The organism is Sinorhizobium terangae, assembly GCF_009601505.1.
In the GTDB taxonomy this organism is placed as follows: Bacteria; Pseudomonadota; Alphaproteobacteria; order Rhizobiales; family Rhizobiaceae; genus Sinorhizobium; species Sinorhizobium terangae.
Genome location: NZ_WITC01000085.1, coordinates 1 through 25,995 on the forward strand (window position 1 = coordinate 1; position 25,995 = coordinate 25,995).

The 25,995-nt window shown below is 61.5% G+C and carries 22 protein-coding genes; 11 read left to right on the forward strand and 11 right to left on the reverse strand.

What is annotated here, in order from left to right:
- A partial coding sequence (locus tag GHK62_RS19920; protein ID WP_153440845.1) for an OmpA family protein occupies positions 1-1,654 on the forward strand: 1,654 nt, incomplete at its 5' end.
- Between the two features lie 103 nt (positions 1,655-1,757).
- On the opposite strand, the gene mobB is transcribed toward GHK62_RS19920, so the two are convergent.
- The 3 genes from mobB to GHK62_RS19935 are packed head-to-tail and all read right to left on the reverse strand — an operon-like array spanning position 1,758 to position 3,847.
- Entirely contained in the window at positions 1,758-2,270 is a 513-nt protein-coding gene (mobB, locus tag GHK62_RS19925; RefSeq protein WP_153440846.1) for a molybdopterin-guanine dinucleotide biosynthesis protein B, read from the reverse strand.
- Positions 2,267-2,926 (reverse strand): molybdenum cofactor guanylyltransferase MobA, encoded by a 660-nt coding sequence (mobA, locus tag GHK62_RS19930; protein WP_153440847.1) that lies wholly within the window; start codon positions 2,924-2,926, stop codon positions 2,267-2,269. The genes mobB and mobA overlap by 4 nt, the downstream gene beginning before the upstream one ends.
- A 12-nt stretch (positions 2,927-2,938) precedes the next feature.
- Positions 2,939-3,847, reverse strand: coding sequence for a DMT family transporter (locus tag GHK62_RS19935; RefSeq protein WP_153440848.1), 909 nt, complete (start codon positions 3,845-3,847; stop codon positions 2,939-2,941).
- Between the two features lie 401 nt (positions 3,848-4,248).
- Between GHK62_RS19935 and GHK62_RS19940 the strand changes: the two genes are divergently transcribed.
- Positions 4,249-6,798, forward strand: a complete 2,550-nt coding sequence (locus tag GHK62_RS19940) for a methyl-accepting chemotaxis protein (RefSeq protein ID WP_153440849.1) — start codon at positions 4,249-4,251, stop codon at positions 6,796-6,798.
- 75 nt (positions 6,799-6,873) lie between these two features.
- On the opposite strand, the gene moaA is transcribed toward GHK62_RS19940, so the two are convergent.
- A complete protein-coding gene (gene moaA / locus GHK62_RS19945; protein WP_153440850.1) occupies positions 6,874-7,923 on the reverse strand; it encodes a GTP 3',8-cyclase MoaA in 1,050 nt (349 codons plus the stop codon).
- Between the two features lie 288 nt (positions 7,924-8,211).
- On the opposite strand from moaA, the gene GHK62_RS19950 reads away from it, so the two are divergent.
- Complete coding sequence (locus GHK62_RS19950; RefSeq protein WP_153440851.1) at positions 8,212-8,586, forward strand: gamma-butyrobetaine hydroxylase family protein; 375 nt, start codon at positions 8,212-8,214, stop codon at positions 8,584-8,586.
- Between the two features lie 115 nt (positions 8,587-8,701).
- On the opposite strand, the gene GHK62_RS19955 is transcribed toward GHK62_RS19950, so the two are convergent.
- On the reverse strand, positions 8,702-9,181 hold the full coding sequence (locus GHK62_RS19955; protein ID WP_167528311.1) for a MarR family winged helix-turn-helix transcriptional regulator: 480 nt from the start codon (positions 9,179-9,181) through the stop codon (positions 8,702-8,704).
- A gap of 47 nt (positions 9,182-9,228) precedes the next feature.
- Between GHK62_RS19955 and GHK62_RS19960 the strand changes: the two genes are divergently transcribed.
- Both GHK62_RS19960 and GHK62_RS19965 read left to right on the forward strand, forming a co-directional pair.
- Positions 9,229-10,146 carry an alpha/beta fold hydrolase gene (locus GHK62_RS19960; RefSeq protein ID WP_153440853.1) on the forward strand — a complete coding sequence of 306 codons (918 nt, stop codon included), beginning with the start codon at positions 9,229-9,231 and terminating at the stop codon, positions 10,144-10,146.
- A 67-nt stretch (positions 10,147-10,213) separates the two neighbouring features.
- The gene (locus tag GHK62_RS19965; RefSeq protein ID WP_153440854.1) at positions 10,214-10,822 is read left to right on the forward strand and encodes a pyridoxamine 5'-phosphate oxidase family protein; all 609 of its coding nucleotides are present in this window, start codon (positions 10,214-10,216) and stop codon (positions 10,820-10,822) included.
- Between the two features lie 38 nt (positions 10,823-10,860).
- On the opposite strand, the gene GHK62_RS19970 is transcribed toward GHK62_RS19965, so the two are convergent.
- Both GHK62_RS19970 and fumC read right to left on the reverse strand, forming a co-directional pair.
- Positions 10,861-11,931: a GGDEF domain-containing protein gene (locus GHK62_RS19970; RefSeq protein WP_153440855.1), complete on the reverse strand. Its 1,071-nt coding sequence runs from the start codon at positions 11,929-11,931 to the stop codon at positions 10,861-10,863.
- A 261-nt stretch (positions 11,932-12,192) separates the two neighbouring features.
- Positions 12,193-13,584, reverse strand: coding sequence for a class II fumarate hydratase (gene fumC / locus GHK62_RS19975; protein ID WP_153440856.1), 1,392 nt, complete (start codon positions 13,582-13,584; stop codon positions 12,193-12,195).
- Between the two features lie 508 nt (positions 13,585-14,092).
- Here fumC and GHK62_RS19980 point away from each other — a divergent pair.
- Positions 14,093-15,991 (forward strand): L,D-transpeptidase family protein, encoded by a 1,899-nt coding sequence (locus GHK62_RS19980; protein ID WP_153440857.1) that lies wholly within the window; start codon positions 14,093-14,095, stop codon positions 15,989-15,991.
- 30 nt (positions 15,992-16,021) lie between these two features.
- Here GHK62_RS19980 and GHK62_RS19985 read toward each other — a convergent pair whose 3' ends face one another.
- Positions 16,022-16,705 carry an HAD family hydrolase gene (locus GHK62_RS19985; protein ID WP_184108757.1) on the reverse strand — a complete coding sequence of 228 codons (684 nt, stop codon included), beginning with the start codon at positions 16,703-16,705 and terminating at the stop codon, positions 16,022-16,024.
- Between the two features lie 221 nt (positions 16,706-16,926).
- On the opposite strand from GHK62_RS19985, the gene rpiA reads away from it, so the two are divergent.
- From rpiA to GHK62_RS20010, 5 genes are all read left to right on the forward strand, one after another.
- Positions 16,927-17,622, forward strand: a complete 696-nt coding sequence (gene rpiA / locus GHK62_RS19990) for a ribose-5-phosphate isomerase RpiA (protein WP_153440858.1) — start codon at positions 16,927-16,929, stop codon at positions 17,620-17,622.
- A 121-nt stretch (positions 17,623-17,743) separates the two neighbouring features.
- Entirely contained in the window at positions 17,744-18,289 is a 546-nt protein-coding gene (locus GHK62_RS19995) for a DUF2059 domain-containing protein (RefSeq protein WP_153440859.1), read from the forward strand.
- A 161-nt stretch (positions 18,290-18,450) separates the two neighbouring features.
- A complete protein-coding gene (gene gor / locus GHK62_RS20000; protein WP_153440860.1) occupies positions 18,451-19,842 on the forward strand; it encodes a glutathione-disulfide reductase in 1,392 nt (463 codons plus the stop codon).
- Between the two features lie 210 nt (positions 19,843-20,052).
- Positions 20,053-21,426, forward strand: a complete 1,374-nt coding sequence (locus tag GHK62_RS20005; RefSeq protein ID WP_153440861.1) for a class II 3-deoxy-7-phosphoheptulonate synthase — start codon at positions 20,053-20,055, stop codon at positions 21,424-21,426.
- Between the two features lie 134 nt (positions 21,427-21,560).
- Positions 21,561-21,956, forward strand: a complete 396-nt coding sequence (locus tag GHK62_RS20010; RefSeq protein ID WP_153440862.1) for a GFA family protein — start codon at positions 21,561-21,563, stop codon at positions 21,954-21,956.
- Positions 21,957-21,962: 6 nt separating this feature from the next.
- Here GHK62_RS20010 and GHK62_RS20015 read toward each other — a convergent pair whose 3' ends face one another.
- From GHK62_RS20015 to GHK62_RS20025, 3 genes are all read right to left on the reverse strand, one after another.
- Positions 21,963-22,811: a hypothetical protein gene (locus tag GHK62_RS20015; protein WP_283064655.1), complete on the reverse strand. Its 849-nt coding sequence runs from the start codon at positions 22,809-22,811 to the stop codon at positions 21,963-21,965.
- A gap of 482 nt (positions 22,812-23,293) precedes the next feature.
- On the reverse strand, positions 23,294-23,860 hold the full coding sequence (locus GHK62_RS20020) for a DUF1003 domain-containing protein (protein ID WP_153440864.1): 567 nt from the start codon (positions 23,858-23,860) through the stop codon (positions 23,294-23,296).
- 164 nt (positions 23,861-24,024) lie between these two features.
- Complete coding sequence (locus GHK62_RS20025; protein ID WP_167528312.1) at positions 24,025-25,947, reverse strand: LTA synthase family protein; 1,923 nt, start codon at positions 25,945-25,947, stop codon at positions 24,025-24,027.
- Positions 25,948-25,995 lie beyond the last annotated feature (48 nt).

Here is a 25,995-nt window from a genome sequence, read left to right on the forward strand (position 1 = left end):
CGAGGAGGGCGCTCCGAAGCAGGCCGAGGAGCAGCAGGCTCCGCGCAAGAAGCGCCAGCAGCAGGCTGAGGAACAGCAACCCGCCGCCGAGGAGGGCGCTCCGAAGCAGGCCGAGGAGCAGCAGGCTCCGCGCAAGGAGCGCCAGCAGCAGGCTGAGGAACAGCAACCCGCCACTGAGGAGGGCGCTCCGAAGCAGGCCGAAGAGCAGCAGGTTCCGCGCAAGAAGCGTCAGCAGCAGGCTGAGGAACAGCGCCAGACCGAACAGCCAGCCGACCAGGCCGGTGAGGGCAGGCAGCCTGTTCCAGGCGCCGAGGCACCGGCAACGGCAAGGCAGGGCACAGGCGAACAGCAGCAGGCCCGGCCCGCACCTGAAGTGGTCGATAAGCGCACTGAGGAAGAGAAGGTCAAGATCGCCAAGGACCCGGCGGCAACGGACGACACCGTCGTGCTTCCGGTCGAAAACGGTGCGGCCATTCTCGACAGCGACAAGGATGCCGACAATGTCGGCGGCAACCGTGCGCGCGAAGCGCGGCGCAAGCAGCGTGAGGAATTGCGCGCCAAGGAAGAAAGCGTAGCGCCTCCGACGGACGATGCCACCGCACAGGCGGCAATGTCGAGCGAGGTCCGGAAGCAATTTCCGCAAAGGGTCGAGGCCAATCTGAAGGAAGAGGGGCAGCGCATCGACGAAGCACCGGCCTTCGCGGTGCCTCAGACGACCAACATCGTCAACAACACGGTGATCAACAACACGACGGTCAACAACACGACGATCAACAACAACACGAACGAAGTCACCGAGGTGCAGGTGGTCGACGAAGTTGAGGACCGCGTGATCCTCGGCGTCGGCGATCGCATATTCGTCCGAGGCGACGACCGGCCGCGGCTGCGGCGCGACTCGGAGGAAACGTTCTACGACCAACTGCCGCGCGATCGCGTTCGCGAGACGATCGTTCGCCCCGGTGGTTATCGGATCGTCACGATCTACAACCGCTACGGCGATATCGTGCAGCGCTCGCGTATTGACAGCGACGGCAACGAATATCTGATGGTCTACGCGCCCGAGTACGAAGAAGATGATAACCGTCCGGCTATCGTCGACGTCGGTTACGACCTGCCGCCGATGCGTCTGACGATACCGGTAGAGGATTATATAGTCGACGTGGCCGATGATCCGGACCGGGATTACTACGAGTTCCTGTCCGAGCCACCGGTCGAGCAAGTCGAGCGCGTCTACACGATCGATGAGGTGCGCAACTCCGCCCGACTGCGTGACAAGGTTCGCCGCATCGATCTCGATACGATCCACTTCGAGACGGGCAGTGCCGAAGTGTCGATGACGCAGGCCAAGACGCTCCGTGGCGTCGCGGACGCGATGTCGAAGATCCTTGAGAAGGATCCCGGCGAAACCTTCTTCATCGAGGGCCACACGGACGCCGTCGGTTCCGACCGCGACAACCTGGTCCTTTCCGACCAGCGTGCCGAGTCGGTAGCCGTGCTCCTCACCGAAGCCTATGGCATCCCGGCCGAAAACCTCGTGACGCAAGGGTATGGCGAGCGCTTCCTCAAGGTGCGCACACCGGAGGCAGAGCAGGAGAACCGGCGCGTGACCATTCGCCGCGTGACGCCGCTCGTGCGGCCGGTCGCGCAGCGGTAATCGCGGTAGCGTTGCTTGATGAATACGGGGCCGGGAGACCGGCCCCGTTCTTATGTGCTGCGTCGGAAGCGTCTGCAGCGTCAACGGAAAGCGCGCCAGAGAATCAGCCGCGGAGCCCCGTAACCTTTTCCACGAAATCGGCGATTGCGGCCGTATCGTCGAGGTCGAAGACTGAAAGATCAGTATCGGTCACGGGATGATCCGCGGCGATGGCAACAATGTGCGGGTCGGTCGGCGCCAGCGGCTCACGGTTGGCCGAGTCCGTCCGCCGCGCTTCGATCTTCGGGATCGGCTCGCGCTTGTAGCCTTCGATGAGGACGAGATCGCAGGGAGCGAGCCGCGCCAGGATTTCCTCGAAGGACGGTTCCGGCGCGCCGCGCAGTTCGTGCATGATTGCGAAGCGCGTCGAGGAGACGATCGTCACCTCTTGCGCGCCGGCCTCCCGGTGGCGGTAGCTGTCGGCGCCGACCTTGTCGATGTCGAAGTCGTGGTGGGCGTGCTTGATCGTCGACACGACATAGCCGCGCCGTGTCATTTCGCTGACAAGGCGGACCATAAGGCCGGTCTTGCCCGAGTTCTTCCAGCCGGCAATGCCGAATATCCTGGCTTGGTTCATGGTTTGGGATCCTTGAGGCGTTGCAGCCAAGATTCGGCCTGCTGAAGCTCATCCGGCGTGTTGATATTGAAGAAGGGGTCGAGTGGACCCGCCTTCGTCGCGATCATCGGGAAGTCTACCGCTGCCGAAGGGTGGCGCGCAATGAAAGCGCGCACGCGCAACTTGGCGTCGGTGCGGATCCAGGCTTCCAGATCATCGGCTATCGCGACCGGCCAGAGCGCGAATAGCGGATGCATCTCCCCGTCGGACCAGGCGACGGCGATCGTCCCTTCCAGATCGGGTATCGAGGACAGCCGGCCAACGAGGTCGTCTGGAAAAAATGGCGTGTCGGTCGCCACCGTCAGGACATGAGGCGCATGCGGTGCGACCTCTGCAGCGTGGCGCATGGCGGTGAGGATGCCGGCGAGGGGGCCGAAGTAGCCGGGCACCGTATCGGCCAGCACAGCAAGGCCCGGGGGCAGGGTGATGCCGGGATCGGCATTGAGGTTGAGCGCGATGCTTCCCACCTGCGGGGCGAGCCGCTCGACGATATGGTCGAGGATCGGCCTGCCATCGAGTACGAGGCCGGCCTTCGGGCGCCCCATGCGCATCGATCGTCCGCCGGCAAGGATGACGGCGGGTGGGCGTGTCGGTGTTTCCGGCGCATTCGTGGCCATCGGCGCGTTCCTCTATTCGAGGGGGCCTGCAAGGGAGCGCTGGGCGACCGCCTTCCTGCCGCGCAGGCTCTCGCGATAGAAGGTATAGAGGCCCGAGCCGACGATGACCGCAACCCCCGTGAGCATCCAGAGATCCGGCGTTTCCAGGAAGAAGAATATGCCGATTGCGATCGACCAGAGCAGGCTCGTGTAGCGGAACGGCGCGATGACCGAGATGTCGCCATCGCGCATTGCCAGCACGATCGTCTGGTAGCCGAGCATCAGGAGTACGCTCGCGCCGGCAATATGGCTGAGCGAGGTGGTCGACATCGGCTGCCAGCCTCCGAAAGGCACGATCAGCAAAGCGCCGACCAGCGTCGTCACCATGGCGGTGGTGACCGTAATGAAGAGCGAGGGCACGTCGCTGCCGATGCGGCGGGTGCAAAGGTCGCGTGTTGCCGTGCAGAAAACACAGGCGACGACGGTCAAGGCGGCCGGTGTGAAGCCTTCCGGTCCGGGTCGGAGCACGATCAGCACGCCGAGAAAGCCGATGGAGATCGCTGCCCAGCGCCGCCAGCCGACAGGTTCGCGCAGGAAAAGCGCGGCGCCGAGCGTGACGGCCAGCGGCAGCGCCTGCATGATCGCCGAAGCATTCGCGAGCGGTATCTGCCCGAGCGCGGAAATATAGGTGATCGAAGCCAGCGCCTCCATGATGATGCGCAGGAGGATCGCTGGACGCAGGATCGTTCGGATGGGGCGGAATGCGCGAAAATGGAGAGCGAACACCAGCACCATCAACGTGGTGAGTAAGCCGCGGACGAACATGATCTGCCCGGTGTTCATGACGCCCGTCACGGATTTTACGAGCGCGTCGTTGCAGGCAAAGCTGATCATCGCAAGGCACATGAAAACGATGCCGCGGAAATTGGCAGAAGAATGCATTCGTCTTTCCTGATGGCCCCGGCCGAGGCCAATGTTTGGCGGGAGGTGGCGAATCCATTTCCTTGGATGGTGCGCCCCTTGTCCAAGCATTGACTGCCATTGCGCGCAAACTCAAGCATCGTTTGTGCAAGATTGTTTTCCCTTTAGATTCGATGGGCGCAACCGCGGCCTCGCAGCGTTATTCGCTGAATCTTAAGTTTCGCTGCCTATCGTTGCCACGATTCCGCAGTGCAATCGCATGAAGCGATCGGTGGATGACGGTCATCGAATTTGCAGCGCCGTCGATCCGCGAAATGTCCGCCGGAGCCTGGGAGGTGCTTCCGAGGGCATTTCATTGCCACTTCCGTAAAGAGAAGCCACCGTGCGGGCATGTTCCTCATAATAAGAACCTGGGGTCCGCAATGTCTTTGATCGATCGCCTTCTGCAGCGCCTGCGTATCGTCACAAAAGTCCTCCTTTTCGTGGTTCCGCTCGTGGCCCTGATCGCCGGGATCGGACTCGTCGGCTTTTTCACCGCTCGTACGCTCAATGGGCACATGACCGTCACCCGCGAGACAATCAACAATCTCTCGGATTTCCAGGCTTTGCGCAGTGCCTTGCAGGCCTTCGCGGACAAACCGAGCGAGGAAACGCGCGATATCCTTGCGAAAGAGGTCGGCGAGCAGGAAGAGGGCGTCAGAACTCTTGAAGCGTTGCTCGCGCGTGACGCGGACAAGGCTCAGATCGCGTCGGTGGTTGCCCTCGGTGGCCAGATGCGCAGCCAGACCGACAAACTTTGGGCGGTCAAGGTCGAGCAGGACGCGGTAACGACGTCGCTGGAAGCGGCGCTTGCCGACATGACCGAGAAAGGCAACAGCGCCTACAAGCAGATCGATATCATCCGGAGTGAATCGGGTGAAAAGGAAGCCTTCGCCAAGGCGCTGCTGTTCGATGCTGCCGCCTACCAGGGTGTCGCCGAACGCATCAAGAAATTCCGCTTGCCGGTAACCATGGCGGTCAATCCTGACGCCAAGATCGATCAGGCGAACAAGCTGCTGCCGCATCTGCTGAAGCAGATCGGGGAAGCCGAGAAGATCGCTTCGGAAAAGGTCCAGAAGCCCATCGGCGAACTCAAGGAACAGGCGCTGAAGATCCAGGCGATCCTCGCAGGCGCCGAGGACAACGAGGCGAAAAAGAACGCACTCGTGCCGATCCTCAGCAAGCTCTCGAAATATGAGGCTGATTTTGCCAAGGAGGCGGTCAAGAATTCGGACACCGCCGCCAAGCGCTTCGTCGGCATGGACGGCGAAATCTCGACGCTGAAGACGCTGATCTCTTTGATGAGCGATACTTTCAAAGGCCTCGACAACACCCGCTTCCATATCAGCGAACTGCACCGCTCGCTCGATGCGGAGAGCCGCGACCTCGTGATTGCAGATATTAGCGCCGTACGCGAAGCAGCCGGGAAGCTCTCCGAGCTTGGCGGCAAGAACGCGGCACTCCGCGACCTGCCGGTGAAGCTCGGCCCCTCGCTCGACAACATAGACAAGGGCACCGCCGCGCTGATTGACGTCGGCGGCCGCTGGCAGGCCGCCAAGAGCGAAGCCGCAACGCTGGTCGCCGATGCGAGCCGTACGCTCGAAGGCTTCGTCAGCAGCGCGCAGGAAGCCGGAAAGCAGGACAGCCAGCGCTCGGCGACGGTATCAATCATCGCGATGGTCGCCGGAACGCTGCTGGCGATCATCGGCGGCCTGATGCTTGTCGAGACGCTGCGCGGCCCGCTGAAACGCGTCACCGAAACCATGACACGGCTTGCCAACGGCGACCTCGAAGTAGCGATCGAAGGCCGCAACCGCGGTGACGAAATCGGCGACATGGTGCGCTCCGTCGCCGTCTTCCGCGACAACGCACTCGAAAACGTGCGGCTGGAACGCGAGGCCGAGGCGGCGCGGACATTGTCTGCCGAGGAAGAGGCCCGGCGCTCGCAGGAACGCGCGCGCATCGAAGCCGAGCAGATGCAGGCGCTCAACGCTCTATCCGATGTTCTTGCCGAGCTTGCTGCCGGCAATCTCGAGGAAGGCATGGCGGAAGACCTGCCGGCCGACTATGTCATCATGGCCCGCACCTACAACAACGCCGTCGAGGCGCTGCGTGCGACGCTCACGGATGTCCGTCTCGTCGCGGAAGAGATCTCCGGCGGGACGAGCAATCTCTCGGCCTCGGCCGACGATCTTGCACGCCGGACCGAGCAACAGGCGGCAGCGCTTGAAGAGAGCTCGCGCGCGCTCCGTCAACTCACCGAACTCGTGCGTTCGACCGCAGAGAGCGCACGGCGCACCACGGTATCTGTCGATGAGACGAACAACTATGCGCAGCATTCCGGCCAGGTTGTCGCCAAGGCGATCGATGCCATGGCCGAAATCAATCGCTCGTCCGAGAAGATCGGCACCATCATCGGCGTGATCGACGAGATCGCCTTCCAGACCAACCTTCTGGCGCTGAACGCGGGTGTCGAGGCGGCGCGCGCCGGCGAGGCGGGCCGTGGCTTCGCGGTCGTCGCCCAGGAGGTGCGCGAGCTGGCGCAGCGTTGCGCGGGGGCAGCCCGCGAGATCAAGGGCCTGATCTCGGCAAGCTCAGCCCAGGTGCGCAGCGGCGTGGCGCTGGTGCAGGAGACCGGGGAAGCGCTGACCGTCATCAACGGCCATATCGCCACCATTCACCAGCTCGTCAGCAATATCGAGGCTTCCGCAGCGGAACAGTATACCGGTCTCAGCGAGGTCAATTCAGCCGTTCACGAGGTCGAGCTGATCACGCAACAGAACGCTGCGATGGTCGAGGAGAACACGGCGGAGATCCACGGCCTGCGCCGGCAGGTGGAAGTCCTCAACGAGAAGATCGAGCGCTTCAAGACTGGCACTGGTGGGCTGAGCGATCACGGTCAGCTTCGTTACGGCTCGACTTACGCCGCCTGACCTATTTGAAAGCAGAAGGCCCCGCGGTCGTCGACGACTGCGGAGCCTTCCGGTTTTTCTGGGTCCGGGGAAACGTCAGCCGCCGGTTACGCTCATGTGGCGTGCGACGGCCGGGCGGTTGTGTTCGCGATCGATGATGAAGTCGTGGCCCTTCGGCTTGTGGGAGATCGCCTCGTCGATAACGCGGGAGAGATAGGCATCGTCGTCCGTCGAGCGCAGCGCCGTGCGCAGATCAGCCGCATCGTTCTGGCCGAGGCACATATAGAGCGTGCCGGTGCACGTGAGACGCACGCGATTGCAGCTTTCGCAGAAATTGTGGGTCATCGGCGTGATCAGTCCGAGGCGTCCGCCGGTCTCCGCCACCTCGACATAGCGTGCAGGGCCGCCGGTGCGGTAGGGAATATCCTTGAGCGTGAACTGGGTTTCCAGACGCTCACGCATCTCGGAAAGCGGCAGGTAGTGGTCGGTCCGGTCTTCGTCCACTTCACCCATCGGCATCGTCTCGATCAGCGTCAGTTCCATACCGCGCCCGTGCGCCCAACGCATTAATTCGGGGATCTCGGCGTCATTGAAGCCCTTGAGCGCGACCGTATTGATCTTCACCTTGAGGCCGGCGGCCTGAGCCGCGTCGATGCCCTCGAGGACCTTCGAGAGCTCGCCCCATCGGGTGATGTGGCGGAATTTATCGTGATCGCGGGTATCGAGAGAAACGTTGATCCGACGCACGCCACAGTCGGCAAGTTCGGCCGCGAATTTCGAAAGCTGCGAGCCGTTGGTCGTCAGCGTCAGCTCGTCCAGGCGACCAGCCTCGATCTCCCTGCCGAGTTCGCGAACGAGGAACATGATGTTCTTGCGCACCAACGGCTCGCCGCCGGTGAGCCTGAGTTTGCGCACGCCCTTGGCGATGAAGGCGGAACAGAGCCGGTGCAACTCCTCGAGCGTCAACAGGTCCTTCTTCGGCAGGAAGGTCATGTGCTCCGCCATGCAGTAGGTGCAGCGGAAATCACAGCGGTCGGTGACTGACACGCGCAGATAGGTGATCGTCCGACCGAAAGGGTCGATCATGGGCGTTGCGGAACTGTCGAGCGGCTGTGCGCCGGTTCTGTCTATCGCTGCATTATTCAAGGCTTTTCTCCCGGTGCTTTCAATGTCGTGGGCAAAAACCCCCGCGTCAAGGCGCATACTGTCGCAAATTTCGGTGAAGGCCGCGGTCGATCGGAGTTCAAGCGGGCTGAATCCGATCGATAACGTGCATTTACCTCCGAACAGGGCTTTAAGATTTGAAAATGTTTCGGCTTTTTCAGCCTGTCTTCCTAATCATTCAGAGGCGAACATCTGCTCTGGCCGACGAATTTAATAGGCCTTCGGCATGAACTGGGGTAGTGCTCGGGGGATGAATGCGGAGTGAGTATCATGAGTGAATTCTGGCCGACTGAGTTGCGTGTTTCGAAAGACCGTCACCGCCTCACCGTCACTTTCGACGATGGCGCCTCCTACGACCTGTCCGCCGAACTGCTGCGCGTGCTTTCACCTTCGGCCGAGGTGCAGGGGCACGGGCCGGGCCAGCGGGTGACCGTGCCCGGCAAGCGCAATGTCCAGATCATTTCGATGCAGCCGACCGGCAACTACGCCGTGCGCATCGGCTTCGATGATTTTCATGACACTGGCATCTTCACCTGGACCTACCTGCGCGAACTGGGAGAAAAGGGCGCGGAACTCTTCGCTGGCTATGAGCAGGAACTAGCCGAAAAGGGCATGTCGCGCGACAAGTCGGAAAAGCCGCGCTGACCGTAGGGTGTTTCCCTAAGTCGGCCCGGCTTCAGGACCAAACAGGCACAAATTCAAAGGGCTACAGCGTCCGTTGAACGTCTGATTGGAAGCGTGGCGCTGCATGGCCGCGTTCTCAATCGCTGTCTTCCTTCAGCAGGATGGCGATGATCCGCTCCATCGACTGCGCAACCGTCATGCAGTCCTCTATCGGCGAGCCCGTCAACGACCTCTCGATTAGCGCCGTCTGGATCTCCATTGCCTCCTCGCTGAGCGTGCGGCCGGCCGGCGTCAACGAGAGCCGCAGGACGCGCTTGTCGCGCTCGTCTCCGCGTCGCTCTATCAGGCCGCGCTTCTCGAGTTGCGGCAACAGCATGCTCATGTTGGAGCGTCCGACGAGCAATTTGCGGGCGAGTTCCTGCTGTGTGATGCCGTCGAAGCGATAGAGATTGATCAGGATATCGAGATGCGGCGGCTTGATGTCGAGATCGGCGAGCTCCCGTGTCAAAGTCTGCTGCATCAATTGGCAGGCGCGAGCCACCGCGATCCAGCTTCGAAAACGCGGATGATCCCAGGGAAAGTGATGATGTTTTGTTGTCACTTGCTTTTTGTTCATCGTTGTACAATGATGTTCATAGTTGAACATTTCAAGAGAGTTTCACTATGGCATCCCTTGCGGTCAAGGTCGTCCGTCTCGCGCTGAAGGCCGTAGCCGCCGTCTCCGCCGAGGCCGCCGGCAGGCTCGCCTTCAGGATCTTCTGTCTCACACCGAGCCGCAAGCCGAACAGCGCCAAGGAAGCAGCCTTGCTGAAGGCGGCCGCGCCGACCATGGAACGCTCGCGAAAAGTCACGCTGTCGTTCGCCGGTGGCTGGTTTGTCGCGCATCATTTCGCGCGGCGCCAGAGTGCCGAGGGCCCCCGTATCCTGCTCGCCCACGGCTGGGGATCGCGCAGCGCCTATCTCGCGACCTTGATCGATGGCCTGCTTGCCGCCGGTGCGGAAGTCGTTGCGCTCGATTGGCCGGGGCACGGCGCTTCGCCAGGACGGTCGCTGACGATGCCGCAGGCGGTGAGGGCAATCGATGCGGCCTGGCGCCATTTCGATGGATTCGACGTCGGGATCGGCCATTCCTTCGGTGGCGCGGCCCTTGCGTGTGCGGCAGGCGCCGTCGTCTGCGACGTGCCGGCGCGGGTGACGGGAAAACTGGTCCTGATCGGCGCGCCGAGCGAAATGACCTGGCTCTTCAAGGGTTTCGGCAAGATGATGGCGCTCGCGCCGGCAACCCAGACCGCCTTTGAAGGCATGGTAAAACGCCTCTCCGGCCGTCGGGTCGAAGACTTTGACGCGGCCCGTATACTGGGCATGCTCAGGAAGCCGGTGCTCGTTATCCATGCAGAGGACGACAAGGAGGTTTCCGCCAGCCACGCCCGTCGTTACGGCGCGGCCGGACCGAACGTCGAGTTGTCCTGGGCGAACGGTTTCGGCCATCGCCGCATCGTTTCCGCCGAACCGGTCATCGACCGGATCAAGGCCTTCCTCGGCGAAGCCGAGAAAACTACTCACTTGAGAAGAATCGCCTGATACTGTCATCAAGACGTCATGCTATCCGTTGAAAGCGCATGCAAGGGCAGGCGTCACGGAGGATCGAATGACAGTCATCAGCACGGTCGAGGAACTCAAAGCACTCTATGGCGAGACGAGCGAGGCCTCGGTCGTCAAAGTGACGAAGGCGCTGACGACGGAGTATCGGCATATGATCGAGGCCTCGCCCTTTGCCGCGCTTGCGACGGTCGGGCCCGAGGGGCTCGATTGCTCTCCGCGTGGCGACGATCAGAGCGTCGTCCGCGTCGCAGACGACAAGACCGTGCTGATGCCCGACTGGCGCGGGAACAATCGCGTCGATTCGCTTCTCAACATTGTCCGCGATCCGCGGGTGGCGCTGATGTTCCTCGTTCCCGGGTCGAATACCGCGATGCGCATCAACGGAACGGCGGTCGTCAGCGTCGATCCGGAACTCACCGGCTCCTTCGAGGTCGACGGCAAGCATCCGCGCAGCGTCATCGTGATCACGATCGGAGAGGTTTATTTCCAATGCGCGCGGGCGCTCATCCGTTCTCAGCTTTGGAATTCGGATCGCTTTGTCGATCCGGCGTCGTTGCCGACACCTGGCACGCTGCTGAAAGCCGCAAAGGCGGATTTCGACAATGAGACATACGACCGGGAATGGCCGGGGCGCGCCGCCAAAACGATGTGGTAGGCGCGGCCGATCCTTCTGGCGGCGGATACCGGGGCGGGCTACCGGCGATAGATCAACCAGTTGCGGCCGGAATCCTTGCGCATTCCCTCCTCGAAGAGGACTGTCCGGTTTCGCCCGGCATTCTTGGCGGAATAGAGGGCAACATCGGCTTTGTTATAGAGATCGACCGGATCTTCCGCCTCGGTCGCCATGCAGACGCCGACGGAGAGGGTGATCGGGCCGTAATTGACGCCCGTCTTGGAGTTCTTGAAGGGCGTGCCGGCAAGCACGGTGCGGATCCGGTCAGCCGTCTGCAGGCATTCTTCCTGGGTGATGTCGTGGAGAATGACGGCGAATTCCTCGCCGCCCGTGCGCGCCACAAAAGCATCCCGGCGCAAGTTGGCGCGGATGACACTGGCGACGGTCGCAAGGATCTTGTCGCCGACCGGATGACCGAACGTGTCGTTGACCTTCTTGAAATGATCGATATCGGCGACGAGCAGGCCCGTGAAGTTGCGCAGATGTTCGCTGTTGTACACGCTGGCCAGGGCGTCGTCGAAAGCTCGCCGGTTGGCGAGGCGCGTCAATGAATCGGTATTGGCGATGCGCTTGTATTCGTCGAGTTCCTGTCGAATGATCTCCATTTCAGCGGATTTCTGGACGACGGTCTGAACGCGCTCCTTGCCTTGGTTCATGGTGTCCACCGTCGCTTCCGTCAGGATCCCGATGGCGTGGCGCAGAATGTCCGCGCTCGCAGCGCTCTTGCTGGTCATGTTGAGATAGGCTTCGTCGAGAACCTTGTTGTAGTTCTCGAGGGCGTATTGCTCGTCTTTCAAGAGGTTGACGAGCTCGCTCAGTTTGGCAGCAAGCGTGTTGTGTGCCCGCTCGATGCCATGCGGATGGTGAATGTGGCTGAAATATTGTGCGCCGATCGCGTCGAGCTCTTCCTGTGTCGCCCGGCTGCCAAGCGCCGCAAGCTCCTTGGACAATTGCTGGTTCGAGCCGAGGTAGGCCTCGTAATAAAGTTCGTAGTTGCGCGGTATTGGCGCCACTCCCATCATCCGCATGGCGTGGGTGATCTGCGCGGCGATATCCGGCGCGGGCGCCTTATTCGAGGTTGCCGTTTGCATATGCAAACCTCCTTTATTTATTCATTGCTAAAGTCTGGTGATAGGGAGAAATGATTTGTGAAGTCTTAATGATTGCTTGAGCGGATCGGTACAATTCGACCAATTTGGGGTTGATGCGCCTACGGCACGATGCGTCTTGTCGGGCGCGCAAAGGGCGCTGTAATACTTTGATTTTAAGCAAACATGCGGTAGCGCCGCGTATGATGACGGCGGCGGGTGTCGCCGCGGCGCCGGTGAGCGCGCCGCGGCAATCGAGATCGGTCAGGCGGGGCTGATCATCGTTTCCGGGCGGACGATTGCGTCGAACTCTTCGTTGGTCACATAGCCGCCGCCGACGGCTTCTTCGCGAAGCGTCGTGCCGTTCTTGTGTGCGGTCTTGGCGATCTTGGCGGCATTGTCGTAGCCGATCTTCGGCGCCAGCGCGGTGACGAGCATCAGCGAGCGGTCGAGTGCCGCCTTGATATTGTCCTCGCGCGCCTCGATGCCGACGACGCAATTGTCGGTGAACGAAACGGCCGCATCGGCGAGAAGCTGTACCGACTGAAGGAAGTTATAGGCCATCAGCGGATTGTAGACGTTGAGTTCGAAATGGCCCTGGCTGCCGGCGAAGGTGAGGGCCGCGTGGTTGCCGAACACCTGGACGCAGACCTGAGTGAGTGCCTCGCACTGGGTCGGATTGACCTTGCCGGGCATGATCGACGAGCCCGGCTCGTTTTCCGGCAGCGCCAGTTCGCCGAGGCCGGAGCGCGGTCCGGAGCCGAGGAAGCGGATGTCGTTTGCGATCTTGAAGAGCGCGGCTGCGGTGGCGTTGATCGCACCATGGCTGAAGACCATGGAATCGTGAGCTGCGAGTGCCTCGAACTTGTTCGGCGCCGAGGTGAAGGCGATGCCGGTGATCGCGGCGATCTCTTCGGCAACCTTCTCGGCGAAACCGATCGGCGCGTTGAGACCCGTGCCGACGGCCGTGCCGCCCTGGGCGAGTTCGCAAAGGCCGGGCAGGGTCATCTCGATGCGCTTGATCGAGGACGCGACCTGCGCGGCATAGCCGGAAAATTCCTGGCCGAGCGTCAGCGGCGTCGCGTCCTGCGTGTGGGTGCGGCCGATCTTGATGATGTGGTCGAAGGCCTTCACCTTATCTTCGAGCGCCTTGTGCAGATGCTTCAGCGCCGGCAGCAGGTCGTGGATGACGCGCTCGGCGCAGGCGATGTGCATGGCCGTCGGATAAGTGTCGTTGGACGACTGGCTCATGTTCACGTGATCGTTCGGATGAACGGGCTTCTTCGAGCCCATGACGCCGACGAGCAGTTCGATCGCCCGGTTGGAAATGACCTCGTTGGCGTTCATGTTTGACTGCGTGCCGGAACCGGTTTGCCAGACGACGAGCGGGAAGTGATCATTGAGCTTGCCGTCGATGACCTCTTGCGCCGCCTTGACGATTGAATCGCCAATCGCGGGGTCGAGGCGACCAAGTGCCATGTTGGCGCGCGCCGCTGCCTGCTTGACGATGCCTAGGGCCCTGACGATCGCGACCGGCTGCTTTTCCCAGCCGATTTTGAAGTTCCCAAGCGAACGCTGCGCCTGGGCGCCCCAATAGCGGTCGCTAGCCACTTCGATGGGGCCGAACGTGTCTGTTTCGGTGCGGGTCGATGTCATCGTGATACCTGCTTTCGTCTGCGGTTCATGAAGCCGAGGCGAGAAACCCTGTCTCAGCCGGTCGCTACGCCCCGGTGCCGGCATCTCTCTGCCCCGGTCATACAAGCTTGTAAAGGGGCGGCAAAGGCATGGCTCCGCCTACAATCGTTTGAATTATTGCAGCGCGGCAATCGAACTGCTTTAGCGCCCGCCGCGGCTGATCCGGGCTATTCGCGGTCGCGAGTTGTGGCCTTTCCGTCACATTCCGCGTTTTCCTCATGCACGGCGAATTGTAACCGGGGAAGCACCGATGCAGGCGCAACCGGCGCAAAGTGAATACGAATCAAATTTTTATGGCGCTTCACGCGGCCTTCAACTGGGTGTTCTGAGACAGGTTTCGGCCGAGGGAAGGCGGGCCGTTTCCTTTTCATTCACCATCCTTTTCTATAAGTCGTGGAGCACGAGGGCGTGGCGAGAATCTGGCACCGGCCGAATTCGGCGACAACGCAATACGGGGATCTTTGTTCTAATGAGAATTATCAAGTCGGCAGCGATTGTGGCGCTCATGTGTGGGTGTGCGATTGCAACCATGGATGTAAGGCCGGCATCGGCGCTCACCCTTATGGACTTCATTCGGGGCGGCAAGAAGCGAACGTCGCCGGAGCACGCCCAGCCTGCCCGGCCGCTGCCAGGTGTCGGCATGATCGTGCCGCAGCAGATCGATCCGAGAATGGCTGCAAAGCCGCCGCGCGTCACCGGACCAAGGTACTATACCTACAAGGCCGAGCCGCTGCGCCGGATCGCCACGGACCGGTTGCTCGATCCCGTCGTGACCGGTTCGGTGCAAAACGGTGCCCTGCCGCCGATGCTGCGCCCGCCGCTTTCGGACGCGCGGCAGTTTCTCCCCGAGATCAACGTCCGCGCTACGGACGCCGTCGCAAAGGCGGTCGAGAACTACTATGGCGGCCGGACAGACTTCGTGTGGATCGATAGCACCGGCGTCAACACGCGCGCCAAGTCGGCCCTTGCGGTGCTCGCGCAGGCCGCGAAGGTCGGCCTCGATCCGCAGGACTACGCGGTTGACGTGCCATCCGACACCTTCGATCGAGGCGACATGATCGCCCGCGAAAAGGAACTCGTGCAGTTCGAACTGGCGATGTCGGTTGCAACGCTGACCTATGTTCAGGATACGGTGCGCGGCCGCATCGATCCGAACAAGATCTCCGGTTATCACGACTTCAAGCGCAAGAGCGTCGATCTCTTCGCATTCCTCGACAAGTTGGCAGGAAGCGACGACGCCGCGGCGCTGATTGAAAGCCAGAATCCCAAAAGCCCGCAATTTCTGGCCCTGAAGGCGGAATTGGAACGCCTGCGCGCGCTAACGGATGCGACCCCGCGGGTGGAAATCGCTCCGGGTACGCTGCTGAAGCCCGGCCAGAGCAACCCGGAACTCGCCAATGTCATCGCCGGCATCAAGCTTAAGGCGTCCGAATCGCTGAAGGCCGAACACGCCGTCGTGCTCGCGAGCTATCAGGGAACGCCCGACTACACGCCCGAGTTGGTTTCCGTCGTCGAGGCCTTCCAGAAGGAACGTGGCCTGAAAGCGGATGGCGTCGTCGGCCAGGCCTCGATCCGTGTGCTGACGGGTGGCGAGACGACCGACAGCAAAATCAACAAGATTGAAATCGCGATGGAGCAGGCGCGCTGGCTCCCCGACGGATTGGGCAGCCGCTACGTCTTCATCAACCAGCCCGCATTCACGGCCTCCTACACCGACCAGGGCACGGAGCAGTTCTCCATGCGCGTCGTTGTCGGCTCGAAGACGAACCAGACCTATTTCTTCCAGGATGAGATCCAGACGGTCGAGGTCAACCCCTACTGGGGGGTGCCGCAGTCGATCATCGTCAACGAAATGCTGCCGAAGCTCAGAAGCGATCCCGGCTATCTCGATCGAATGGGGTATCAGGTCGAAGTCGGTGGCCGCGTCGTGCCGTCGTCCGCCGTGAACTGGTACGGATCGACCACCTCGGTAGCAGTGCGCCAGCCGCCGAGCAGCGACAACGCGCTTGGCGAACTGAAGATTCTCTTTCCCAACGCTCACGCGATCTACATGCATGACACGCCGTCGAAGAGCTTCTTCAAGCGTGACCAGCGGGCGCTCAGTCACGGCTGCGTGCGCCTCGCCGATCCGCGCCGAATGGCGGCGGCGGTTCTCGGTAAGAGCATCGACGACGTCGGCAAGGAAATTGCGAGCGGCCGCAACAAGGCCTTGCAGGTGCCGCAGAAGGTGCCCGTCTACGTGTCCTATTTTACCGCTTGGCCGAACAAGACCGGTACCGTTGAATATTTCAACGACGTCTATGACCGCGACATGTATGTGAACCGGGCATTGGATGCGACGCGAAACGCTCGCCGCGCCGAGGGATAAATGGGAAGGGGGCCGCAAACGCGGCCCTTCTCATTTGTGCTTTCGCGTGAGAAGCGTTTCGACCAGATGCGGCGTCAGCTCGTCGAAATGCTGAATGATGCGATCGGGAGCGAGGCTTTCGATCGGCACGTCGGAATAGCCGAACGGCACGGCAATAGAAGGCACCAAAGCGTTCCGCGCGACAAGAATGTCGTTGAGGCTGTCGCCGACCATCACGGAGCGCTCGGCGATGCCGCCGGCATTGGCGACCGTCGAAAGCAGGTGTTCCGCATGCGGCTTGCGCACCGTGAAGGTGTCACCCCCGGCGACAGCTGCGAACCGGCCGAGCAGGCCGAGCCCCTCCAGAAGGCGCGTTGCCAGCATTTCCGGTTTGTTGGTGCAGACAGCGAGCTTCAGGCCGGCATCCTGCAGGCGATCGAGTGCCGCGACGAGGCCCGGATAGGGCAACGAGTCCCCCGGCATCGAGCCGTGGTAGAAATCCACGAACTCCTTCATCTGCCAGGCAAGCTCCTCTTCGCTGAGTGCCTTGCCGCGCAGCGCGAACGTACGCTCGATCATCGCCCGCGCGCCATGACCGACGAGATGGGTCAGATCCGCATAGGTGACCGGTTCGATGCCCGCCTGAGTGACTGCGTGGTTGAGACTGGCGACGAGATCTGGAGCGGTGTCGACAAGCGTACCGTCGAGATCGAAGACGACAATGGGTGGAGACACCGGGAACCTCGCGTTGCGGAAACCATAGCTGTTCGGGTAGGCGAAGTGGGCGAAGAATGCAATGGCGCGGATCAGCGCAGCCTGCTGCCGGAATCCGGCAAGGGGCTCTTATTTTGGCTTTTGTTTGCGGCGACGGGCGTGTAAGTGTCTCAGCGGAAATTCTACAGTGGCTGGCCTGCTTGGCCTCGCCATCTGAGTGATCATGAGGGAGCGAGTGGCGCATGGACGCCCGCCAGATGAAGATCAAGGCCGCAGCCGCGGCGCTTGAATATGTCGAGAACGGCATGCGGCTTGGAATCGGTACCGGTTCGACCGCGGAAGAATTCGTTCGACTGCTCGCCGAAAAGGTTGCGTCAGGCTTTCAGATCGCCGGCGTGCCGACGTCCGAGCGCACAGCGAGGCTTTGCCTCGAGCTCGGCGTGCCGTTGAAGTCGCTCGACGAGCTGCCGGAACTGGATCTGACGATCGACGGGGCCGATGAGGTCGATGGAAAGTTGAGGTTGATCAAAGGCGGTGGCGGCGCGTTACTGCGCGAGAAGATCGTTGCCAGCGCCTCCAAGCGGATGATCGTCATTGCCGACGAAACGAAGGTTGTCGACGTGCTCGGCGCCTTCAAGCTGCCGATCGAAGTCAATCCGTTCGGGCAGGTCGCAACGCGGCTGGCAATAGAGAAGGTCGCGGCCCGCATGGGTATGACAGGCGATATCGTCGTACGTGCGTCGGGCGATGGCCCCTTCATGACCGACGGCGGCCACCTCATTCTTGATGCATCTTTTGGCCGTATTCCTGATGCAGATGCGCTCGCGGCAGAGCTGAATGGCATCCCCGGGGTGGTTGAGCACGGCCTGTTCATCGGGATTGCGTCATTGGCGATCATCGCCGGTCCGGAGGGAGCCCGTACCCTGACGGCGTCCTGAGCCGATCCCGCCGCTTTGATGAAGCGTCACGGAAGGCGCAGAAAATAGGTTTCCGCACATGTCTGCCTGGCAGCGGCAAATGGGCCGGGCGACAGGTGCCAACACAGGAGCATGGATAACAATGAACAAACTCACAGGTCTTGCCCGCACTTTCGCAGCCGCTGCCGTTCTCGTTTCGGTATCGGTTCCGGCGGTTCGCGCCCAGGACGTGTCGGAAGACCAGATCAAGGCGGCACGTGCGACCATCGCGGCGCTCGGCGTGACCAACACTTTCGACAACATTCTGCCGCGTCTCGCCGAGCGACTGAAGAATACGCTGATCCAGTCCTCGCCGAACCACCAGGAACTGATCACCGCAACGGTCGATGAGAAGGCACTCGCCCTTGCGGCGCGGCGCGCGGACCTTGAGCGTGAGGCCGCAGCCATTTATGCCAAGACCTTCTCGGTCGAGGAACTGAACGCGATCACGGAGTTCTACAGCTCGGCGGCCGGCAAGAAGCTGCTGAACGACGGCCCGATTGCTTCCCGCGAGTTGCTGAAGGCAGCCGATATCTGGGCCGCCGGCGTTTCGCGCGACCTGACCCAGGAGGCGACCAAGTCGCTCGACGCGACCATCGGCGCCGCGCCTGCAGCAGACGCTGGTGCCGCAGCTCCGGCGCAGCAGTAATTGCCGCAAGGCCGGCGACCGATCGACGAAGCCCGGAGCGATCCGGGCTTTTCTTTTTTTGCGTCGCAATACTATATCAATGGCGAGGGGTGAGGCGGGGCTTGTGCCTTCCATCCATCGACATTTTCGACTGATACGATTTTTTACACCAGGAGCTCGCCATGACCGCTTTCGACTATGACCTCTTCGTGATCGGCGGCGGTTCGGGTGGCGTCAGAAGCGGGCGTCTGGCAGCGGCGCTCGGCAAGAAGGTCGCGATTGCGGAGGAGTTTCGTTATGGCGGCACCTGCGTGATTCGCGGCTGCGTTCCGAAGAAGCTCTATGTCTATGCCTCGCAATGTTCCGAGCATTTCGAGGACGCGGCGGGATTCGGCTGGACGGTTGGCGAAAGCCGTTTCGACTGGGCGAAGCTGGTCGCGGCCAAGGAACAGGAGATTTCCCGTCTCGAGGGCCTGTACCGCAAGGGGCTCGCCAATGCCGGCGCGGAAATCCTCGATACCCGCGCCGAACTCGCGGGGCCCAACACGGTGCGACTGCTGGCGAGCGGCAAGACCGTGACGGCCGAGCGCATCGCGATTGCCGTCGGCGGACATCCGAGCCCGCACGACGCGCTTCCGGGGCACGAGCTCTGCATTAGCTCCAACGAGGCCTTCGATCTCGCCGAACTGCCGAAATCGATCCTCATCGCCGGCGGCGGCTATATCGCTATCGAATTCGCCAATATTTTCCATGGGCTGGGCGTTGAGACGACGCTGATTTATCGCGGCAAGGAAATTCTGTCGCGCTTCGATCAGGACCTCAGGCGTGGCCTGCATGCGGCGATGGAAGAGAAGGGCATCCGCATCCTGTGCGAGGACATCATCCAGCAGGTATCGACCGATGCACAGGGCCGACGCGTCGCTCAGACGATGAAGCACGGCGAACTGGTCGTCGACCAGGTGATGCTCGCTCTGGGGCGCGTGCCGAACACCAAGGGTCTCGGCCTCGAGAACGCCGGCGTCAAGGTCAACGAGCGCGGCGCAATCATTGTCGATGCCTTCTCGCGCACGAGCGCACCCGGCATCTACGCGCTCGGCGACGTGACCGACCGTGTACAGCTTACGCCGGTGGCGATCCATGAGGCCATGTGCTTCATCCGAACCGAGTACAAGAACAACCCGACGTCGCCGGATCACGACCAGATCGCGACGGCCGTGTTCTCGCAGCCGGAGATCGGCACGGTCGGAATGACGGAAGAGGATGCGGCACGCAAATTCGATGAGCTCGAAGTCTATCGCGCCGAGTTCCGTCCGATGAAAGCGACCCTTTCGGGACGGAAGGAAAAGATGATCATGAAGCTTGTGGTCAACGCCGCCGATCGCAAGGTGGTGGGCGCACATATCCTCGGCCACGATGCCGGCGAAATGGCGCAGCTGCTCGGGATTTCGCTGAAGGCGGGGTGCACCAAGGACGACTTCGATCGCACCATGGCCGTGCATCCGACGGCGGCGGAGGAACTGGTGACCATGTATCAACCTTCGTACCGGATCAGGAAGGGCGAACGGGTCGCTTGAAACTGCGGCAGGCGGCACGCGACCGCCGATGTTTTCTGGTAGAATGCCTTTCCAAGCCCCACGTTAACGTTTATAAGCCCGCATCCGCGAAGTCATCGGCTCGGGGGGCGGGCGCGACGGCTTGGATCACGGAAATCCGAACACCCGGCGGTTAAAGGACCGCAGGCGCGACGTGCGCGGGGCTCCCGCGTCAGACAACAGGTGATGGAAATGGCACAGACTTGGACTCCGAACAGCTGGCGGCAGAAACCCATTCAGCAGGTGCCGGATTATCCGGACCTCGCAGCGCTTGAGGCAGTGGAAACACGCCTCGCGAAGTATCCGCCGCTCGTTTTTGCCGGCGAGGCGCGGCGTCTGAAGACTGCGCTTGCCAATGTCGCCGAAGGCCGTGGTTTCCTGCTGCAGGGCGGCGACTGCGCGGAGAGTTTCGCCGAGCACGGCGCAGACACCATCCGCGATTTCTTCCGCGCCTTCCTGCAGATGGCTGTCGTGCTCACCTTCGGTGCGCAGCAGCCGGTGGTCAAGGTCGGCCGCATCGCCGGCCAGTTCGCCAAGCCGCGCTCCTCGGGCGTGGAAAAGCAGGGTGACGTGACGTTGCCGAGCTACCGCGGCGACATCATCAACGGCATCGAGTTCACGGAGGAGGCCCGCGTGCCAAATCCGGAGCGGCAGGTCATGGCCTACCGCCAGTCGGCCGCGACGCTGAACCTTCTGCGCGCCTTCGCGATGGGCGGCTACGCCAACCTCGAGAACGTGCACCAGTGGATGCTGGGTTTCGTCAAGGACAGCCCGCAGGCCGAGCGCTACCGCAAACTCGCCGACCGGATCTCCGAGACCATGGATTTCATGAAAGCAATCGGCATCACCTCGGAAAACCACCCGAGCCTGCGTGAGACCGATTTCTTCACCAGCCACGAGGCGCTGCTGCTCGGCTATGAGCAGGCGCTCACCCGCGTCGATTCGACCTCCGGCGACTGGTATGCGACCTCGGGCCATATGATCTGGATCGGCGACCGCACGCGTCAGCCGGATCATGCGCACGTCGAATATTGCCGTGGCATCAAGAACCCGCTCGGCCTCAAGTGCGGCCCATCGCTGACGGCGGACGGCCTCCTGGAACTGATCGACCTGCTCAACCCGGCAAACGAGCCGGGCCGCCTGACGCTGATCTGCCGCTTCGGTCACGACAAGGTGGCCGAGCATCTGCCGCGCCTCATCCGCGCGGTCGAGCGCGAGGGCAAGAAGGTCGTTTGGTCGTGCGATCCGATGCACGGCAACACCATCACGCTCAACAACTACAAGACCCGGCCGTTCGAACGGATCCTCTCGGAAGTCGAAAGCTTCTTCCAAATTCACCGTGCGGAAGGCACGCACCCGGGCGGCATCCACATCGAGATGACCGGCAACGATGTCACCGAATGCACCGGCGGCGCCCGCGCGCTTTCCGGAGACGACCTAGCGGATCGCTACCACACCCATTGCGATCCGCGCCTGAATGCGGATCAGGCTCTTGAACTTGCCTTCCTGCTCGCCGAGCGCATGAAGGGCGGCCGCGACGAGAAGAAAATGGTCGTCAACGGCTGATTGGGGACGCGGTCCGCATGGTTCAATATTTCTGATCCATCAGCGCGTCATCTGAATTTGACAGGGCCGGGCCAGCCGATAAAGCTGGCCCGGCTTTTTGTTCGAGTGCGAAATTGGACGGCGGGAGGACGAGTATGGAAATTCATGAAGGCGGATGCCTCTGCGGCGCTGTGCGGTTCAAGACGCGCGGGAAGCTCAGGGAGATCATCTTCTGCCATTGCTCGCAATGCCGGAAACAAACCGGCCTCTATTACGCCGCCACGAACGTGCCGAACAACGATATCGATGTCGAAGGCGCGGACAATATCACCTGGTATCGATCGAGCGCCGAGGCGCAGCGCGGCTTTTGCCGGTTCTGTGGATCGGCACTTTTCTGGAAGGCCGACGCACTCGACTACACATCAATTCTTGCGGGTACCTTCAAGACGCCGACGCGGCTTGAATCCGGTTACCATATCTATTGCGCCGACAAGGGCGACTACTACGCTATCGAAGACGAACTGCCGAAATTTGACCAGGGCCGCGCCTGAAGTCACCTATAGTCCCGGCGTCGCCGCTGCCCGATCGAAAGCGATAGCCAGAGCTTCGAACTTCACCGCCTGCCAGAAGGCGTACTCCTCGACCAACCGTTCGCTTAGCCAGAACTGGCCCCGCGTGCCGTCATCGGGCCTGCCGATGAAGCCGGACTTCTCCGCGTTTGAAAACAGGCGACGGACATGCGTATTCGATATCGCGTAGTGCTCCGCGAGTGCCGCCAGATTGACGCTGATCCATACTCTTCCGTCTTCCGGAACAAGGGCTGACGGGCGCGTCATAAGGTCGTCGAGCAGTATTCCGCCAGACTCCGACCAGACGAATACGGCAACGCCCTGCGGCGGCTGCGTCCACTTGCTGTCGTTGATCAGGCGCCGCGCGGCCATCGGTTGAGCGCGTTCGAAAATGGCGATGTCGGCCTCGATGCGCTCGACCCTGGTTCCTCCGTCCAGGAGGTCGAGCGTTCTCATCTGGCTTTTGAACCAGAGTTGCATCGCATGTTGGCTGATCTCCGTCGGCTCAAGCGGCCGCGTCCTCCGGGTTCGGCCGCCGCTGGCGGGCCGGAGCAGCTTATAGGCGAGCAATTCGGCAAGAAATGCAGTCGCGGTGTTTCGGCTCGCGCCGCCGGTTTCGCGCATCAGCTTCAGCAGGCGCGCCGCAGTGACGCCGGAGTCGGGATCGTCGCGGTCGCGCTCGAGGTGGAGGGCATAGGCCGCTTGCGTAAGTATCCACTTCTGATGGGCCGCCACCATGCGAGAGACGCGCGGGAAGAGATCGTTCAGCGAGATGAGGTTGCGCGCACCCACCTGCAAGGCTGGCCGGAATGCCGGATTTTGCAGCAACGCTTCCACCGTGAAACCAGGTGGACCCTTTTGCTCAACGTTTTCCTTCCCCGCAGCCCGCTGCATCTACGCGCATGCCCCCAATGGCGCTGCAACGAAACACGGCCATCGATGCGTGTTCCGGGCAACACACAGCCTTGCTCTGGCAATTCACTAACATTTCAACCTTGCGCTTAGCGCGCAAGGTCATTGTTCGTTTCAGGCGAAGTTCCACGCGCCGCTAAAACTGCAGCGGCGGATGTTCGTAATAAGATAATGGAGAGCTCGTCATGTTCTCGTAATCCCGCTTGATCGCGGGCCGATTGCAGGGTGCCTGATCCACCAGGCATTCCAGAAGGACGCAGCTGTCGTGAATCGTCGCTGCATTCCAATACCCCGCATTTTCAGGGTGCGCCTCAAACGTTAATTTTCTCATACGCTAATAAGTTGCGATGTAGCCCCGTTCGTTCGCGGCTTTATTTCGTGTCGCATTATGAGCGCGTCGGTTTGCGTTATTCTTCCGTCCCTTCCTGACCGCGATCCGTCGCGGGTAGGGACTGCCCTACCTGGCGAATGAGGCTGGCAAGTTCGGAACGCAGTTCGACGATTTCGCGGAGCAGCACGTCATCCACCTTGTGGTGGAGCGCGATCAGCTCGACTTCTGCCTTGAGATTGACCTCGTAGTCCTTCGAGGCGGCAAAGCGATCTCGTTCGGCCTGTCGGTTTTGCGACATCATGATGACCGGCGCCTGAAGTGCTGCAAGCATCGAAAGCACCAGGTTGAGGAAGATGTACGGGTAGGGATCGAACGCGCCCTGCACGAGAAGGATCGAGTTGATGACGACCCAGGCGACGAGGAAGGCGCAGAAGCCGAGGATGAAAGTCCAGGAGCCCCCGACGCGCGCGATGGCGTCGGCAAGCCTGGCGCCGAAGGAAAGGCTGGTGTCGAATGCCGCATGTGTATCCGTCGAAAGAGGCCGTCGCTCCTTCGCGTATTTCAGGATGCGGTGTTCGATTTCACTCAACTGGCTGCTGGGCTTGCCGAACAGGATTTGGGAAATTTCGTTGAAATGCGCCATGTTGGCCTCCGGAAATGGCTCGGAGGCTATTTAGGACAGTGCCGGGAAATCTGTGAAGCGGTTTTCCGTCAACAGCCTTGGCGATGCTCGAAGGAGCGTATGCCGGGTTGTCACGCAGAGGCTGGCTACGACGGCCGGGGCAGTTCGTGCCCCGCCGTCGGGATTCAGGAACCGACGGGGAAGAGTTCGGCGTGGGACTTGAAGAAGCGATCCGTGCTGAACCGCTTGCCGAACATCATGTCGTGCTGGAGGAAGCGGTAATCGCGCAGCGACGCGGGTATCTTCGGCCGTCGCGACCACTCTGCGATGTCCTTGCCGTTCTTGCGGATCACCATATAGCGGTCGACGACGCGGTATTGATCGTAAACCTTGCCCAGGAAGCCGGTGTAATAGGGGTGCTCGTAACCGGCCTGCTTCAGGATCTGATAGGAAAGGAAGGCCGGGCTGATCGTCCCGATGTTCTTTTTCGGGCCCGTTTTGTTCGACCAGACGACGAGCGGCGTTTCGTGCTGCGCCTTCATCTGCTCCTTCGTACCCTTGCGCGAGGCGGTCACGTCGTTCATGTAACCGGTGTTGGTGTAGACGGTGTTGAGCGGCGGGAGATGATCGCCGAAGAGCACGATTATCGTCTCACGGTCGCGCTTCTTCGCCCAGTCCATCAGCATCTTCAGGCTGTCGTCCGCTTCCTTGATGCCCTGGGCATAGGTGGCGAGCACCTGGCGGTCACCTTCGGGGAGGTTACCTTCGACCTTGATCGTGTTCCTCGCATAGCGGTTCGGCTCGTAGGGACCATGGCCCTGCAAGGTCACCGTGAAGAAGAAGAAGGGGTCTCTCATGGCATCCGCTTGGCGGATGATCTCCTTCATCAGCGATTCGTCCGAGGCGAAGATCCCGCGCTTCTGCATCGCCGGCAGGTTCTCTTCCGAGCGGAACGTGTCGAAGCCGAAGGCCTTGTAGACGGCTGTGCGGTTCCAGAACCAGCCCTGGAAGGGATGGATGGCGCGCGAGACATAGCCTTCGCTGCGGAAGAAGGTTGCGAGGGAGGGGATCGGTTTGCGGATATATTGCTGGTAGGGAATGCTGCCATAGGGCAGGAAGGCATTCGAAAAGCCGGTCAGCGTCTCGAATTCGATATTGGCGGTCATGCCGCCGAATTCCGGCGAGAAGACGTTACCCACCTGCATTTCGCGGACCGTCGGCATCGGATCGGGGGAAAGCTTCACGTTCGGCAGGCGTGTCGGATCCCAGAAGGATTCGCTCATGACCACGATCACATCCGGCTTGCCGCGATGCGTCGTTCCGGCAGGCAGAGGCTTGACCGGAATGCGGTCGATCGCATCCGCCATGTAGCCCGCCGGCGCGCTGACATTGGCCATCGGCAGGTTGATCGCAAAGGCGAGCGCAAAGCCGTTGTGGCGATAGTTCTCGGTCTGGTCCCACATGATCGGGATCACCCGCAAGCGATCGCGGATCCACGAGAACTGGTTGTAGTCCATGATGTGCCAGAAGGCGACGAGAAGCGGCAGCGCAAAGCCGACGCGAACGAGACGCTCCCTGCGCGTCAGCTTGGGAAAGTTCCGCCAGGCATAGCGCATGAGCAGGCCGATGGTGGCGATCATGGCGATCAACCCCACCACGACCGCGACGGCGGTCCACGGGCGGTCCTTAACAAGGACGGGCATCAATTCCATGATCTGCCGTCCGAAAAGGAAATCGGTCGGATAAAGCGGATCGGAGAGGAAGACCTGCTTCTGCTCGCTGATGAATGCTGGCAAAATCGCGAGCGGCACGACAAGGAGGGCCGCCTTGTGCTCGCGGCCGAAGAGTGCGTCGACAGCAAGCAGAACCAGGAAGAAAACAGCGATGGTCGTCCACGCCGGACGCATGGGATCGATGAAATAGGCGACGGTCTCGGCGAGGGACTGGCGCACGATCAGTTCGATCGCGAATACGAGCGCCGCAGCTATAAAAAGGGAGAAAAACGCGCTGCGCGTGCCGGCCAGCGCCTTGGCGTTCCTGACGGAGGCCCCAGACCTATCGACAAAGGTCTGGGAGCGTCTCGCGGCGGCGGAATCGATACTGGCCAACGGCGTCTCCAATTTCATAAATCTTTCGTCTTACTGTCATACGACTGT

Coding starts and splice junctions, on each gene's coding strand:
- GHK62_RS20020 (WP_153440864.1), bottom strand. CDS start 23,860: ATGGCGCATTTCAACGAAATTTCCCAAATCCTGTTCGGCAAGCCCAGC.
- GHK62_RS19950 (WP_153440851.1), top strand. CDS start 8,212: ATGAGTGAATTCTGGCCGACTGAGTTGCGTGTTTCGAAAGACCGTCAC.
- GHK62_RS19960 (WP_153440853.1), top strand. CDS start 9,229: ATGGCATCCCTTGCGGTCAAGGTCGTCCGTCTCGCGCTGAAGGCCGTA.
- gor (WP_153440860.1), top strand. CDS start 18,451: ATGACCGCTTTCGACTATGACCTCTTCGTGATCGGCGGCGGTTCGGGT.
- GHK62_RS19935 (WP_153440848.1), bottom strand. CDS start 3,847: ATGCATTCTTCTGCCAATTTCCGCGGCATCGTTTTCATGTGCCTTGCG.
- rpiA (WP_153440858.1), top strand. CDS start 16,927: ATGGACGCCCGCCAGATGAAGATCAAGGCCGCAGCCGCGGCGCTTGAA.
- GHK62_RS19965 (WP_153440854.1), top strand. CDS start 10,214: ATGACAGTCATCAGCACGGTCGAGGAACTCAAAGCACTCTATGGCGAG.
- GHK62_RS20010 (WP_153440862.1), top strand. CDS start 21,561: ATGGAAATTCATGAAGGCGGATGCCTCTGCGGCGCTGTGCGGTTCAAG.
- GHK62_RS19940 (WP_153440849.1), top strand. CDS start 4,249: ATGTCTTTGATCGATCGCCTTCTGCAGCGCCTGCGTATCGTCACAAAA.
- GHK62_RS19955 (WP_167528311.1), bottom strand. CDS start 9,181: ATGAACAAAAAGCAAGTGACAACAAAACATCATCACTTTCCCTGGGAT.
- GHK62_RS19970 (WP_153440855.1), bottom strand. CDS start 11,931: ATGCAAACGGCAACCTCGAATAAGGCGCCCGCGCCGGATATCGCCGCG.
- mobB (WP_153440846.1), bottom strand. CDS start 2,270: ATGAACCAAGCCAGGATATTCGGCATTGCCGGCTGGAAGAACTCGGGC.
- mobA (WP_153440847.1), bottom strand. CDS start 2,926: ATGGCCACGAATGCGCCGGAAACACCGACACGCCCACCCGCCGTCATC.
- GHK62_RS20005 (WP_153440861.1), top strand. CDS start 20,053: ATGGCACAGACTTGGACTCCGAACAGCTGGCGGCAGAAACCCATTCAG.
- fumC (WP_153440856.1), bottom strand. CDS start 13,584: ATGACATCGACCCGCACCGAAACAGACACGTTCGGCCCCATCGAAGTG.
- GHK62_RS19995 (WP_153440859.1), top strand. CDS start 17,744: ATGAACAAACTCACAGGTCTTGCCCGCACTTTCGCAGCCGCTGCCGTT.
- GHK62_RS19980 (WP_153440857.1), top strand. CDS start 14,093: ATGAGAATTATCAAGTCGGCAGCGATTGTGGCGCTCATGTGTGGGTGT.